The 14873-nt window shown below is 67.4% G+C and carries 8 protein-coding genes; 4 read left to right on the forward strand and 4 right to left on the reverse strand.

Going from position 1 to position 14873, the window contains the following annotated elements:
- Positions 1-247 precede the first annotated feature (247 nt).
- Positions 248-2545: a hypothetical protein gene (locus IFSED24_RS13165; RefSeq protein WP_491331928.1), complete on the forward strand. Its 2298-nt coding sequence runs from the start codon at positions 248-250 to the stop codon at positions 2543-2545.
- Positions 2546-2561: 16 nt separating this feature from the next.
- Here IFSED24_RS13165 and IFSED24_RS13170 read toward each other — a convergent pair whose 3' ends face one another.
- The 3 genes from IFSED24_RS13170 to IFSED24_RS13180 all read right to left on the reverse strand — a co-directional run bounded on the left by IFSED24_RS13170 (position 2562) and on the right by IFSED24_RS13180 (position 7331).
- The gene (locus tag IFSED24_RS13170) at positions 2562-3809 is read right to left on the reverse strand and encodes a 6-bladed beta-propeller (protein ID WP_491331929.1); all 1248 of its coding nucleotides are present in this window, start codon (positions 3807-3809) and stop codon (positions 2562-2564) included.
- Between the two features lie 331 nt (positions 3810-4140).
- Positions 4141-5799, reverse strand: coding sequence for a hypothetical protein (locus tag IFSED24_RS13175; RefSeq protein WP_491331930.1), 1659 nt, complete (start codon positions 5797-5799; stop codon positions 4141-4143).
- Entirely contained in the window at positions 5796-7331 is a 1536-nt protein-coding gene (locus IFSED24_RS13180) for a hypothetical protein (protein ID WP_491331931.1), read from the reverse strand. Before IFSED24_RS13180 ends, IFSED24_RS13175 begins: the two co-directional genes overlap by 4 nt.
- 155 nt (positions 7332-7486) lie before the next feature.
- On the opposite strand from IFSED24_RS13180, the gene IFSED24_RS13185 reads away from it, so the two are divergent.
- The 3 genes from IFSED24_RS13185 to IFSED24_RS13195 all read left to right on the forward strand — a co-directional run bounded on the left by IFSED24_RS13185 (position 7487) and on the right by IFSED24_RS13195 (position 13270).
- Positions 7487-9649, forward strand: a complete 2163-nt coding sequence (locus IFSED24_RS13185; protein ID WP_491331932.1) for an LVIVD repeat-containing protein — start codon at positions 7487-7489, stop codon at positions 9647-9649.
- Between the two features lie 261 nt (positions 9650-9910).
- The gene (locus tag IFSED24_RS13190; RefSeq protein ID WP_491331933.1) at positions 9911-10696 is read left to right on the forward strand and encodes an NHL repeat-containing protein; all 786 of its coding nucleotides are present in this window, start codon (positions 9911-9913) and stop codon (positions 10694-10696) included.
- Between the two features lie 156 nt (positions 10697-10852).
- A complete protein-coding gene (locus IFSED24_RS13195) occupies positions 10853-13270 on the forward strand; it encodes a hypothetical protein (RefSeq protein ID WP_491331934.1) in 2418 nt (805 codons plus the stop codon).
- 30 nt (positions 13271-13300) lie between these two features.
- Here IFSED24_RS13195 and IFSED24_RS13200 read toward each other — a convergent pair whose 3' ends face one another.
- Positions 13301-14773 (reverse strand): B12-binding domain-containing radical SAM protein, encoded by a 1473-nt coding sequence (locus IFSED24_RS13200; protein ID WP_491331935.1) that lies wholly within the window; start codon positions 14771-14773, stop codon positions 13301-13303.
- Positions 14774-14873: the final 100 nt, after the last annotated feature.

Raw genomic sequence — 14873 nt, forward strand, 5'->3', positions numbered from 1 at the left:
ACATTTTACCTGCCGAAGCACTCTCGGCGGCGAGAGCCCGGCCTGGAACTCCGTCGTGACCAACCATCAGAATGCGGAGCCGGAGCTACAAATTTCATTTTATTAGATCACAAAAACGAGATACAATCGAGACGAGGCTGGGAGCTTGGATGTCCGTGTTCTCGCGTCCCCGACTACGAGAAAACATCATGCGCTCCCGCCGTGTCCCGACGCGAGAACGACGGCCCGAAGACGTGGACCGCGCACCATGAACAGGTATCTTGCCTTCCTGTCGGCAGTGGTGTTGCTCTGCAGCGTGGCCCGGATCCAGGCGCGGCCGCTCGAGCTGGTCATCGCCACCGGCGCCGACGACGGTGTCGAGCTGGGGGACTGCGTCTGGAATCCCGACATGTCGCCGTTGCGGATCGGTCGCAGCGATGACGGCACCGTCCACGACATCGGCCTGCGCTTCCGGGCCGCCGCGCTGGCCCAGCACGACAAGGTGCTGTTCGCCCGGTTGCGTTTCTCCGCCCGCGGCGGCCAGGTCGCCGACAGCCTGACCTTCACCATCACGGGAGTGCTCGAACCCGAGTCGTCGGAGTTCTCGGATGAGCGGCGGCCCTCGCTACTGCCACGCACCACGGCATCCCACACCGTGACCCTCCGCTCGGCCTGGCAGGCCGGCGAGACCAACCAGCTGTTCTACTATTCCGGCGACATCAGCCCCATCATCAACGAGATCATCTCGCAGCCCGGCTGGGGCGGGGCGGCGCCCGCCGTGATCCTCTGCCTCGACGATCAGAACCCCTATGGTCCGGCGTCCAATTTCGTCCTGTGCTCGGACCTGGTGCCGAACCGCTGGCCGGCCACGCTCCAGGTCAGCCGCACCATCGGCGAGACCCTGACCGCGCACGAGGCCGTCGGCCGCCCCACCGACCACTCGGCCACCGTCAACTTCGCGGCGCTGGTCGACATGGAAGCGTACGTGGAGTACGGGGTCGATTCCCCATCGCAGTTCACCGCGCCGGTCATCGCCCTGGCCGACCAGCCGTGCGACATCGAGCTCGACGGGCTGGTCCCCCACACCCGGCACGTCTACCGCCTCTGCTACCGCCGCGCCGGCTCGGACGAGGAGTTCAAGGTGGGCCCGCTACGGAGCTTCTGGACCCAGCGCCGCGCGGGCTCCCCCTTCACCTTCACCGTGCAGGCCGACTCCCACCTCTGGGAGACCTGGGCCGCCGCCACGCCCGAGAGCGACGCCCTCAAGCTCTACGACCGCACCCTGCTGAACGTCATGGAAGACGTCCCCGATTTCCATTTCTGCCTCGGCGACTACGCCATGACCGAGTACAGCCAGACGCTGCGGCACGCCCTGGACCACTACGTCATCCAGCGCATCTACCTGGACCAGTTCACCCACTCGGTGCCCAGCTACCTGGTCATCGGCAACCACGAAGGCGAGCTGGGCTACTTCATCGCCGCAGGCGACAGCGTGTCGGCCTGGTCGGAAGCGGCGCGGCGAGCCTTCGTCCCCAACCCCTATCCCGACGGCTTCTACAGCGGCTGCCCCGACCCTCCGCTGATCGGCGAGGGCTTCCGCGAGAGCTACTTCGCCTGGGAATGGGGCGATGCCCAGTTCGTGGTGCTCGACCCCTACTGGTACACCGAGGAGCGCCCCTTCCACAACGACGTGCCGCAAGAGGGCGGCGGCTGGGCCTGGACGCTGGGGCACGAGCAGTACGACTGGCTTTACGAGGTCCTCCACCAGTCCGAACGCCGCTGGAAGTTCGTGTTCCTGCACCAGCTGGTCGGCGGAGTCGGCGGTCCCAACGAGGCCTACGGACGCGGCGGGATCGAGGCGGTGAAGTGGCGCGTGGAGCACAACGCGAGCTACGAGTGGGGCGGCGAGAACGAGTTCGGCACCGACCTCTTCACGCTCCAGCGGCCCGGCTGGGAGCACGGTCCGATCCACGACCTGCTGGTGGCGGCCGACGTGACCGCGGTCATCAAGGGCCACGACCACTTCTACGCCTACCAGGAGCTCGACGGCATGGTGTACCTGACCGCACCCCAGCCGCACGATTTCACCTACGACTACGGCGCCATGGTGCCCGGCGAGTACACCCACGGCACGCTGCTGCCCAACTCCGGTCACGTGCGGATCCGGGTCTCGGCCGTCGAGGTGGCCATCGATTACGTGCGCGCCTATCTGCCGGGCGACGGCGAGAACGGCGTGGTGGCGGATCATCACGTGATCGGGGGCCCGGCGGCGGCGGCGCCGTCCGCCGCGGCGGCGCTGTCGCTCTCGGCCGCGCCGAATCCGGCCAGCGCGCAGACCGTGGTCCGGCTGCTGGGGGCCACCGACAAGGCCTCGTACGATGGCGTCACGTTGAGGATCTACGACGTGGCCGGCCGGCTCTGCGCCGTGGTGCCCGCCCGTCCCGACGGGACCTTCCCCTGGGACCAGCGCGACGGCCAGGGCCGCCGCGTGGCCTCGGGGGTGTACCACGGCCGGGTCGCCTACCAGGGGACCGACCACGCGGTGCGGATGGTGGTCGTGCGGTGAGGACCGCGGTCCGCCGTCAGGGCGACGCCATCACCACCGGTTCGAACTCGAAGGCGATGACGGTCACCGGCTCGGCGTCCGCGTCGGCGTCGGCTTCGCCGCCGATGCTGGTCATGATGGCATTGAACAGGTCGGTGACCACGTAGGCCCGGTCGCCGGCGAAGTAGAGCCCGTCCTCGGCGGCGTCGGCGGGCGCGACCAGGTCGACCCGCTGCTGGTAGCGGCCCGCCTCGTCGTAGACGTCGAAGCTCGTGAAGACCCCCCCGCCCGCGCGCCAGCGGTAGGCGCTGCACTGCACCCAGAGCGTGCCGTCCTCGCGGAAGAACAGCTGGCCGATGGTCTGGTGGTCGTCGTGCACCCGGAAGGTGGAGCCGCGGTTCCAGCGCGTGAAGGCGTCGTACATGGTCTGGAAGCGGGCCTTCTCGGCGGCGGTCCGCGCCACGGCCTGGTAGCCGGGCCGCTCGATGACGCGGTCGACCGTGCCGTCGGCGTTCCAGACGTGGATCCGGTAGTCGGTGAACGACAGCGCCGCAGCCACGCGACCGTCGGGCGCCACGGCCCAGCGCCGCTGGAAGTCGGTGAACTCCTCTTCCCTGAACTCGTAGTTGCCGAACTGGGTCTCGCGCGACGTCTCCTGGTAGGTGGCCAGCTCGGCCCCGCTCGCGTCGTAGGCCTTCAGGTAGGTGAACTGGAGCTGCTTGCCGTCCTCGCGCGTCCACGCCGTGCCGGCCAGGATCATGGTCTCGCCATGGCCGGCCCCGCGGCTGACCGACTGGAAGCCGCCGCCGTCGCGGTACGGCAGCGCGAAGGTCTCGCCCGGCGCGCCGTCGGGGGTGATCATCACGATCTTGCCCGGCCAGGCCTGCACCACGCCGATCTGCCCTCCCGGCGCCCAGAACATGTCGGCGCCGTTCTGGAACTCACCCGGTCCCTCGCCCTGGCGGCCCACCGTGCGGAGCCACTCGCCGCTGCGGTCGAAGACCTGGATCTCGGAGAGCTGGCCGTCCAGGAGGTAGATGTTGCCGTCGTCGTCGTGGAGGAACTCGGCGATGGTGCCGAAGAGGATCTCGTCGTCCTCGCCCCCGCGGCGCCAGAGCTCGCGCATGACCTGCACGGTCTCGCCCTGGGCCGGGGTCTCCGGGTTGCGGACGGTGGTCGTGCCGTCGACGGTGACGGTCTCGCCTTGCCAGTCGGCGAGGGCGGCGGTGGCGAGGAGGGTCAGGGTGAAGAGGGTCCATATGGCGAAGTGCAAGGTCCGGGGCATGGGATTTCCTCTTTATTAGGTCAGGGGGGCGTGCGGGCTCCCCGCGGGGTCCTGGTCGGGTCGCGGCCGGGGCGGCGACGGGTGAGGGATCAACGATAATAACGATGGACTTCTTGCGCTTCCGGGGTGGGGGTTTCCCGGGTCACGATTGCAGTCTATCCGCAACCCCCGGGGGACGGATTTCGCAGTCTAATTCCGTCCCCCGGGGGTTGGTTCGGCAGGCTATCTCCATTGCGATGGGTTATACCGCAGGGATATCGGATGAAATGGTCGGGATGGACTGCTCCGCCCTGGAAACGGCTTCGGAAGCGTGAGGGTTACGTGCCCTTCATCAAGGCACCTCGAAATCGATTCCGGTGATCTCGTTTGCGTTCTCGATGGTGAGGATTGTAGCCTCGTCCCAGTCCTGTGTGCCGGGGTACCAGATGGTTTCTGCGGGGGGAGGCAGCAAGGGGTCCCAGCCAGTGGAAAACGACAGAAAACCAACCTTGAACTCTCCATCAGGCAGACCGCTGAAGCTGAAATCGGAAACGTCATTCCAATACCAGCGGTAGACCAGGGCCAGGTTCTCGTCGGCCGGAGTCATCAGGACGTAGTGAAAGGGAATGGCGCCAGAGATCGATCCGACGCGCCCGCTGACCACACCACCGCGTTCCAGCACCAGGTCGAGCATCACGATATCGCCGACGCCGCCGATGACGATCGTCTGCGCATCCTCGACCCGGCTGGCCCGGTCGTACCACTGGGGGCGCCAGGATTGCCAGCCGAACATCGAGGGCATGGGTGAAACCTCAAGGAGATACTCGCCGGGCCAGAGGTTGGGAATGCCGAAGTTCCGATCGCTACCGTCAATCATCTCGGCCGTGGCCAGCAGGGTGTGATCGAAGGGGTCGTGGAGGTAGAAGTACGGCGTTCCGAATGACGCATCCTCGGTCTCGATCCTGACTTGCAGGCCGCACTGCACGAGTTCGATGCCGGAGATCGTCTCTCCCGACTGGGCCGAGAAGACCGTCGCCTCTGCGAAACCCGGTCCACCGATCCACTGCACGACACCGCTCTGCTCGACCCGCAGCTTGACCGGAGTCGGCACCTGCAGATCGATGGCGAACCGACCATCTTCCGCAACGGTGGATGAACTGCGGATGGTGGTGGAATCTAGAGCAACAACGTCCAGCTCAGGCTCACGCCCGAGACCCAGATCCAGCCAGGCCCCGGAGATTCTACCCTCGAGGCGGGCGGCCTCCGGTGAAAGTCCTTCGGCGAGCACCACCAGAGTATCGGTCCCGATGTCGATCCAGGGTGTCTCGGCGCGATCGTGCGTCCCGGGCCACCAGAAACGCTCTGTATTGCCGTCGATTGGATCGACGTGATAAATGGTCTGCTCGCTGATCACCAGCTCGACCTGATACGTACCCGGCATGACTCCCGGGATCGGACAAAAGGCCCTGCCTTCCGTCACTTCCACCTGGGCCAGTTTGACATAGCTGAGGTTGGAGCCGGGATCCGCATCGCTACGGTAGAGGATCGCGCCGAGATGATGCCCGTCGAACACAGTCGCGAGCCCTAGGTCCAGCACCATGGCACCGAGATCGAAGTCGAGGCTCAGGGTGGATCGGTAGTCATCCACCCGGACCGTCTCAGGCGGCACCTGTCCAAAGCTCAGGGTCGGGCTGGCATACAGGTAGCGTCCATCCGGGTCGTCGAGATCCAGGGTGACCAGATAGTCGCCCTGTGGCACGTCCATGCTGTAACGACCGGTAGAATCAAGAACGGCCCGTACCGTAGTTCCCGAATACGAACCATCGATGTATTGTCGGGCGAAGACGTCCCCATCCATGGAGAGCCCGAAAGTCCGGACCCGCCCCTCGATGCGGCCGGCCGGCAGCACCGGATCGTGGGTGTGCTTCATGTCCTCGCAACCCAGAACGGTCATGAGGAGCAAGGTGGTGGCCAGCAGAGAGGCCACCCCGGCGCGCAACCGCGGCATCATGGCTGGACCGCCTTGCTGACCGGCGGGAGATTCCAGACGAGGTCGGTGACGGACTCGAGATCGGTGATGAAGATGGGCGTGGCCTCGGAGAAGTAGTAAGTGCCCGGATACCAGAAGGGAGCATAGCTTATGTATCGGCATGCGAGATAATACTCACCATCCCCCAACCCCCTCATGCTGAAGATACCATCCTCGTAATATTGATAACGGCAGAGTTCAGAATCCTCGTCGACGTAGAGAGCGCACCGCATGGTGCCCGGATTCTGCCCATCATGTGTCAGGATCTGACCCGATATCTCCGCGCCTCTCTCCAGCGCGAAATCCAAGCGCCGATATTCACCCTCGGCCAGGTCGATGGGCGTCGCCTCCTCCAGCATCGAGGCGCCTTCGTACCACTGGGGCGCCCAGACCTGGTTCTCGCACTGACCATTGACCTGGAGGTAATGGCGTCCCGGCTTGAAGCTGCAGCGCACCATCGGGTCCGCGCTGTAAAAAGATCCTGTATATTCCGATCCGGACTCTTCCCGGAGGATGACCGTACCGCGATGCTCGGTCATGAAACCGGGCCCTTCGAGCCAGATCTCGAGGCAGCAGGCGGGCAGTGTGAGATCGGAAATATGATCTCCGGGGCGCAGCGTGAAGACCTGAGCGGTCTCATACGAATCGCCCCCGATCCAAAGCTGCCCCTGGTTGCCGTAGACCTGCATGCGAACATCGAGGGGAAACATGATCTCGAGCAGGAACGAGCCATCGTCCTGGCTCTGTGTATATGCTAGTTGCTGCAATCCGTCAGCATAGGCGCTGATGGTGAATCGGGCAGTCGAGCGTCCCTGCCACTCCCCGGTGATCTGGCCCGAGATGGTCGCGTACTGGTCCGAGAAGTCGGCCGAGCTGGTCGTGACCTGTTCCATATCCACTGCCAACAGGTCTGCCTCTTCCAGGTCACGAACTCCGGGTAGATAGAAATCTTCCCCACAAACTGTTAACCGCATGGAATACGTGCCGGCGGGTAGACCGGGGAACTCGTAATGCAAAAGGCCCCCGGTTACCGTCTGGTTCTGGCTCATTCTGTTCGCACCTCCGGACATCAGTTCCAGAGGAAGGCGTTGCCCCTCGAAGATCTCAGGTAGTCGAACCGACACATTGGCCCGTCCCCTCTGATAATCATGGCGAATGGTCTGTGCCCCGATACTGACGGTGTCGCACTGAAGGTTGAATGATCCATCATACCCGGTAGGAGTGACTGTAAACCGATAGTCCCCCGACGGCAGCTCTAGCTGGTACCAGCCCGAGGAATCCGATCTTGTCGATGCCTCGGCGGACCACTCGCCATTGCCATTGAAGGACCTGGCGGAGATCATAGCCACCACCCCTACCCCCAGTTCGGTCACATACCCCTCCACCGCCCCAACCTGGTAGAGCGCCACCTCCACGGGCGTCTCCTCCATGCACGACAGGAGCCCGACCAGCCCCGCGAGCACCGAGAGGACCAGCAACCAGCGAAGAACGGAAGCCCTGGACGTCGTCAGCATGAAATCTCATCCCCCTCGAAGGCCAGCACGTTGTCCCCGTCAACGATAAACCGTCCCCGCCCCCCGATCCATGTTACAATTCCCCCGACCCCCGACCACCGCCCGCCCTCACTTCACCAGGCCGGCGTGGCGGCCAACTCACGGGAGGGACCACCATGCCCTCGACGCTCCTCGCCCGAGCCGTCGTCGTCGTCACCCTGCTCTGCCTCACCACCGCCACCGCCCCCGCCCAGTCCGACCAGCTCGCCGTCCTCGGCTACCACGACACCGGCCCCTGCCTCGGCCTGGACGTCCAGGGCACCCGCCTCTTCCACGCCGACGGCGCCACCCTCGCGGTCGTCGACATCGCCGACCCCGCCCATCCCCAGCCCCTGGGCCGCCTGCAGCTCCCCGCGCGCATCGACGACATCCTGGTGGCGGGCCAGATCGCCTACGTCGCCGACGGCCACTTCGGCCTGCAGATCGTCGACGTCGCCGACCCCGCGCAGCCCCGGCTCCTCGCCGCGCTCCAGCCCGGCACCCGGGCCGCGGCGCTCGCCGTGCACGCGGACCACGTCTACCTGGTCGACACCTACGAGGGCCTGTTCATCGTCGACGTCGCCGACCCCACCGCGCCGCAACTCGTCCAGCACCTCGATCCGGTCGCCTTCCCCCAGGACGTCGTCGTCCAGGGCGATATCGCCTACCTCGCCACCTGGAACGGCATCTTCCTCTACGACATCACCGACCCCGCCGACCCCGTGCAGCGGTCGTTCATCCCCGAGGGCCCCTACTGGAGCTACGAGGGCATCACGGTCCGCGACGATCTCCTCCTCGCCGCCGCCAACCACAACGGCCTGCGCGCCTGGGACGTCTCCGACCCCGTCCACCCCGCACTCCTCGACGACCTCCCGCTCGGCGACTCCACCCGCGACGTCGACCTCTGGGGCGACCTCGCCGTGGTCTCCATGATGCACTCGGGCCTGCGCCTCATCGACATCGCCGACCCCCACGACCTCACCCTCGTCGGCGCCATCGACCCGCCCGGCCGCGACTACGAGGTCGTCTGCCGCGACGGTCGCGCCCACCTGGCGGCGTACCTGGAGGGCGTCCAGATCGTCGACCTCGCCGATCCCACCGCGCCCACCATCGCCGGCGCCTGCCCCGTGGGCGGCTTCGCCCTGGGCCTCACCATCCGCGGCGACCTCGCCTACGTCGCCGAGAGCAACGGCGGCCTGCGCATCCTCGACGTGGGCGATCCCACCGCCCCGACCACCCGCGGCTACGTCCGCATCCCCGACCGCCTCTCCGACCTCGCCGTCGAGGGCAACCTGGCCTTTGCCGCCGGCGACAGCGGCCTGCACATCTTCGACATCGCCGTCCCCACCGCCCCACGCCGGATCGCCCTGCACGCCGCGGTCGGCGACATCGAGAACGTGGCGGTCCGCGGCACCCTGGCCTGCTGCGTCACCTACGACAAGGGCCTCCGCGTCCTGGACGTCTCCGACCCCACGAGCCCCACCGCGTACGGCCACCTCGACCTGATCCACGCCACCGACCTGGCCATGGACGACCGCTACACCTACTACCCGGTCACCGACACCGACGGCGACCGCGGCGGCCTCTACGTCCTCGACCACACCGTCCCCGGCATCCCTGCCATCGTGGGCCGCCTCGAGACCTGGAAGGCGCTCGACATCGCCCTCGCCGGCGACCGCGCCTACTTCGCCGGCCGCAGCCAGGACAACCAGTTGGGCCTGGTCATCGCCGACATCGGCGATCCCACGCAGCCTCAAGAGGTCGGCTTCCTCCGTATCGACCACCCCGTCCGCGCGCTCGCCGCCGGCAGCGACCACGTCTACCTCGATCTCATGTTCCGCGACCAGCTCATCGCCGTGGACGTGGCCGACCCCGCCGCGCCCGCGGTGGTGGCCGAGTTCGAGCGGCCGGGCTGGTACGCCTACTCGCTGTGGGCCACTGGCGGACTGCTGTACGCCAACGGGGTGTGGATCCTGGAGCATCGGCCGGTCACGGGGCTCGCGCCCGGGGTGGCCATGGACGATCGCTACCTCGAGCAGAACCAGCCCAATCCCTTCAACCCGGCCACGACGATCGTCTACACGTTGACGAGGCAGGAAATGGTGAACCTGCGTATCTTCGATGTCAGGGGGCGTCTGGTGCGCGATCTGGTGAGCAGTGAGGTCCGCCCTGCCGGCCGCCACGAAATCGATTGGCGCGGCGTCGACGATGCGGGCCATGAGGTCGCGTCCGGAACCTATTTCTATCGTCTCCAAGCGGGCGCGCATGTGGAGACCAGGACGATGGCTCTGATCCGCTGATAACGACATCCCTTCCTGGCCGCGGACCAAGTCCAGCATCCGGATATTCGACCCTCTCCCCTCGCGAGTCCCCTGCCCGCATACGCTCACGCCAAGAGTTCACGGCCAGCTTCTACAACATGATCGATCCGGGCGCGTTTTTGAGCGGCACAGACGAGTGGCCGCTCGCTATTTCGAGCTAAGATCCCGGACTGGGAATCCGCGCCTGGCGATGACCGATCAGCGCCTGGCAATCCGTCAACCGCAAAAGAGGAGTCTGACATGCGATTTAAGATTGTGACTCTGGTGACCGTGCTGGCTTTCGTCCTGCCGCTCGCGGCCACCGCCGAGATGCTCGTGGGCGACGCCTCCAACGACCAGCTCTGCATCCTGAACACCGCCACCGGCGAGCTGACCGAACATGCCCCGGTCGGCACGCCCCACATCGTGTCCCTCGCCTACGACGCCGCCGCCGGAATCCTCTACTGCTCGGACACGTCCGAGGGGGTCAACCAGATCCTCGAGATCGACCCGGACACCGGCGCCACCACCCTGGTCTGCCAGGTCCCGGACTTCTGGACCGTGATCCACAGCCTGGCGGTGGACCCCGCCACCGGCAACCTGTACGCCATCGACCAGGAACACACCGTGCTCTACATCGTGAACACCGTGACCGGCGAGCTGGAGCCCGTCGACCCCATCGGCGTCTACTGGATCACCGGCGCTGATTTCGACCCCGTCACCGGCGATCTCTACGTGTGCATCGGCGGTCTCGACACGGCCGGCGCGCTGTACACGGTCGACAAGGAGACGGCCGAGCCCACGTTCGTGGCCGACACCCACCGCCTGATGGGCCTCGGGTTCGACGAGGACGGCTCGCTGTACGGCGTGAACAACTACTGGTATCCCGACGACCCCGGCGTCTACCGCATCGACAAGTCCACCGGAGCCTGGGAGGAGCTCGCCACCCACTCCGGCCGCAACATCATGAGCATCGACTACGTCGACCTCGACGTGGTGCGCACCGAGACCAGGAGCTGGTCCGGCGTCAAGCGGCTCTTCGAGTAGCGGCAATCCAGCCTCCCCGTGCCGGGCCGGTCTTCATGGCCGACCCGGCCTGTCCCTCTCCGCCTCCCCGTAACGCCCGCGTAACGCCCTCCCGGTATCATTCAGCCCGATCATCGCCACCCGTACGTCCACGAGCGCCGACCCCGGAGGCCCATCATGAATCCCGCATCGCTCACCTCGCGACTGGCCGTCGCCATCCTGGCGACCATCCTGCTGCTCCCCGGCTGCGGCGGCGACGACCCCATCGATCCCGGTCCGCCGCCGGACCCCGAGCCCACCGAGCAGGTCCAGAGCACGCTCGGCCTGCCCGCCGGCTGGTCCGGCGACCCCGCCACCCTGCAGGTCGTCACCAGCCACGGCGCGGCGAGCTGCGGCCAGGACGGCGCCTTCACCGCCGAGTGCTTCACCGACGGCCGCCAGCTCCTGGCCGTCACCGGCCCCGCCGGCCGGCCGCTGCTGCTGTCCTGGTTCGGCGGCACGAGCCCCACGGTGGACGTGCGCACCACCGCCGAGGTCCTGCTCTGGCTGGGCCTCGGCACCTGGATGCTCCCGCCCGATGGCGCCCAGGGCGTGCGCGACCTCATCGCCGAGCTGGGCAGCGAGCTTGAGGAGCTCGAGAGCGCGCTCGCCCAGGCCCTCGTGGAGAATCCCGGCGGGCTGCCGACGGCCAACCCCGCGGTGCAGGCGGCGCTCACCGAACTGGTCGCGCAGCTCCTCACGCCCGAGGCCGGCGAGAAGGGCATCCTCATCGAGCCCGAGCTCCAGCAGAGCGGCGTCGAGATCCTCAACGAGGGCGGCATCAACAAGGTCACCGTGAAGAACAGCTATCGGCGGCGCAGCGTGGCCTTCGTCTGGCAGGAGGCCTGGATCGACGAGGACGACGTGGTGCACGACCTGGACCCGGCGTCGGCCATGCACCAGTTCGAGATCCCACCGGTGGACGGCTTCGCGGGCTCGATCAACACCATCCTGGGCTACTTCCTGGGCGGCCTGCCCTACGAGCCCAAGATCCTCGCGCCCCTGTCGCTGCCCGCCTATCCCGGGGCCAAGGAGACGGTCTACGACTTCGACGTCCTGGGCTTCGGCCTCGAGCCGGCCGCCGACCCGTCGCAGTACACCTCGGACGAGCTGGCCGCCGGCGACTGGATGGCGCTGAAGTGCCTCGTGCTGGACTACTTTTTCCCGCTGTTGACCACCATGGCCGGCGAGGTCACCGCGGCCGGCCATTTCGACGACGCGTTCGGCGGCGAGGGCATGGCCGCCAGCCTGCAGGGCTACCTCACCTTCATCTCCACCGGCCTGCCCGAGTTCCACGCCTGCCTCAGCAACAACGACTGGTGGGGCGCCGTGCTGGTCCTGATCACCGAGGTCTGGAACAGCGACGAGTTCCAGGAGGCCACCCTCGACCTCATCGGCGACGCCTTGATGTCGGCGGGCATGAACGCGGGCCGGATCGACGACATCATGGGCGCGGTCGACAGCTTCTTCAACGCGGTGGGACTGGCCGACGTCATCGGCAGCCTGGTCGACAGCATCATCACCGGCTACCACTTCGGCGAGTGCGAGCGCGCCAACACCTGGGACGTGTCGGTCACCGCGCCGGTGATCCACCTCGAGCCGCGCGAGGCCGAGCTCGACATGTACCGCACCCAGCTCTTGACCTGCGTCCTCGACGACGAAACCGGCGGCCCGCCCACCGGTGCGGCCTACGCGTTCCGCTGGCATTGCCCCGGCCTGGCCGGCACCCTGGTCAACCCCGCCAACCCGGCCGACACCAGCAACGACTTCCTCACCAGCTACGATTACGTCCAGTACGTGGCCAACGCCGGGGTCGGCGGCACCGAGGACGTCTGGTGCGACCTCTACGTCAAGGTCGGCCCCGACACCACCTTCATCCAACGCACCACCGCCCCGCTCACGGTGGTCAAGCGTGAGATCGTGCTGCCCGATTCGCTGAGCTTCTGCCCCGGCGGCGTGCAGGAACTCACCGCCAGCCTCGACCGCCCCTACACCGGCGACGAGGTGGTGGTCTGGAGCTGGCGCGCCGATGGCACCGCCGGCACCCTCATCGGTCCCGACGGCCAGATCGGCAGCTGGGACTTCGCCACCGAGCCCACCGCCTCGTACGAGGGCGACCCCACCGGCGGCCTCGACCGGATCCTCTGCATCGCCAGCCTGGAGATCGACGGCGGCTACTCGCCCATCGACACCGCCACCGTGCACCTCGACGTGGGCGAGCAGGAGATGTACCACGGCGAGCTGTTCGGTGAGGCGCATTACGATCCGGACAGCGGCACCGGCGGGTGGGGCGTGTACATCCGCTTCGCCAAGGTGGGCGGCGCCACCAGATACCACGTGGTCGGCCACAGCTTCTACGACCCCGCCTACTACGGCGACGGCTGCTCGTTCAACGGCCCACCGTGGCCGGCGCATTCGCAGGACCTGGGCAGCGAGTACCTGGTCTTCCTGACCGGCGGCGGCGGCAACTGCGACGGGCCGCCCTACGATTCGCTGGCCTGGGGCCTGGGCCGGTTCGAGGGCGCGGTCTTCGAGGTGACGCCGAACTGCCAGTAGCGGCGGCCCTGAGGCGGCGGCGGGCGCGACCTAGAGCCCCGCCGCCACCTGCCGGTAGTGGTGGCCCATGATCGCCATGGTCAGGGCCACGCCGATCTGGCGCGGGTGGCGCACGAGCGTCCCGGCCAGGAACCGCCAGTAGGCGCGGCGTCCCTGGTGCACGATGCCCTGGATCCAGAGAGAGCTGAAGATGGCGCCCACGTCGCGCCAGGTCAGCGCCTCGCGGGGGCCGCGCATGCGGTGGGCGTCGAGGAAGGTGCGGATGCGGGCGTAGTATGTCCCGGGCTCGTAGAGCTGGCGCATGAGGCGGCGGTAGTTCTCCTCGAGCCATTCGCGGTCCAGCCGCGGTTCGAAGTTGAAGACGGCGCTGGTATTGTCGCCGTGGCTGCGGCTCAGGAGGCGCCCCTCCCGGGCCAGGCGCCGGTAGAGCCGGCTGCGCGGCAGCGCCTGCAGGAGGCCCACCATGGCGGTGACCACGCCGGTCTGCTGGATGAACTCGAACTGGCGCTGGAAGATGTCCTGCTCGTCGCTGTCGAAGCCCACGATGAACCCGCCCATGACCTCCATGCCGGCCTGCTGGATGGCCTGCACCGCGTCCGCCAGGTCGCCGCGCAGGTTCTGGAGCTTGCGGCACTCGCGGAGGCTGGCCGCGCTGGGGGTCTCCAGTCCGAGGAAGACCTTCTTGAAGCCGGCCTCGACCATGAGCTCGAGCAGCTCGGCGTCCTGCGCCAGGTCCACCGAGGCCTCGGTGATGAAGGTCAGGCGGGCGCCGGTGCGCCGGCGCCAGTCGATGACCGCCTCGAGCAGTTCGCGGCAGCGCCGCTTGTTGCCCACGAAGTTGTCGTCGACCACGAAGACGGGGCCGCGCCAGTCCGCCTCGCGCAGCTTCTCGATCTCTGCCACGAACTGCGCCGGCGACTTGTAGCGCGGCTTGCGTCCGTTGAGCGCCACCACGTCGCAGAACTCGCAATCGAAGGGGCAGCCACGGCACGACTGGACCGACAGGGTGGCGTAGTGCTTCAGCTCGATCAGATCCCACCTCGGCAGCGGCGTCAGCGCGAGGTCGGGGAAGCGCTCGGCCTGGTAGAGCGGGCGGACCCGGCCGTGCCGCATGTCCTCGACCAGCGCGGCGGCCAGTTCCTCGGCCTCGCCCACCACCACGTGGTCGACACCGAGGGAGGGGTCGACCTCGTTGACGAACAGCGCACCGCCGCCGATCAGGGGCTTGCCCAGCTCGTGGCAACGCCGCGCGAGCGTGACCACCTCCTCACGATGCAGCTCCATGGCGCTGACCAGGACGTAGTCGGCCCAGCGGATGTCGCCGTCCTTGAGGTCGTGGGTGTTCCGGTCCACCACGCGGCACGACCAGTCCGCGGGCAAGAGCCCGGCCACGGTCAGCAGGCCGAGCGGCGGGTTGACCGCGCGGCGGCCCACGAAGCGTATGGCGTGGCGCAGGCTCCAGAACGTGTCGGGGGTCCGGGGTTCGACGAGGAGGATATGCATGGCCGGCTCCCTTCGGGAAGGCCGATCCGGGGGGTGCTCACAAGATAACGCCGAAACGCCGCGAGGGCCCATGCCGGCGGGGCCGGTTTGACGGTCGGCG

This window comes from Candidatus Latescibacter sp. IFSED24, assembly GCF_058273205.1.

Coding starts and splice junctions, on each gene's coding strand:
- IFSED24_RS13200 (WP_491331935.1), bottom strand. CDS start 14,773: ATGCATATCCTCCTCGTCGAACCCCGGACCCCCGACACGTTCTGGAGC.
- IFSED24_RS13170 (WP_491331929.1), bottom strand. CDS start 3,809: ATGCCCCGGACCTTGCACTTCGCCATATGGACCCTCTTCACCCTGACC.
- IFSED24_RS13175 (WP_491331930.1), bottom strand. CDS start 5,799: ATGATGCCGCGGTTGCGCGCCGGGGTGGCCTCTCTGCTGGCCACCACC.
- IFSED24_RS13195 (WP_491331934.1), top strand. CDS start 10,853: ATGAATCCCGCATCGCTCACCTCGCGACTGGCCGTCGCCATCCTGGCG.
- IFSED24_RS13180 (WP_491331931.1), bottom strand. CDS start 7,331: ATGCTGACGACGTCCAGGGCTTCCGTTCTTCGCTGGTTGCTGGTCCTC.
- IFSED24_RS13190 (WP_491331933.1), top strand. CDS start 9,911: ATGCGATTTAAGATTGTGACTCTGGTGACCGTGCTGGCTTTCGTCCTG.
- IFSED24_RS13185 (WP_491331932.1), top strand. CDS start 7,487: ATGCCCTCGACGCTCCTCGCCCGAGCCGTCGTCGTCGTCACCCTGCTC.
- IFSED24_RS13165 (WP_491331928.1), top strand. CDS start 248: ATGAACAGGTATCTTGCCTTCCTGTCGGCAGTGGTGTTGCTCTGCAGC.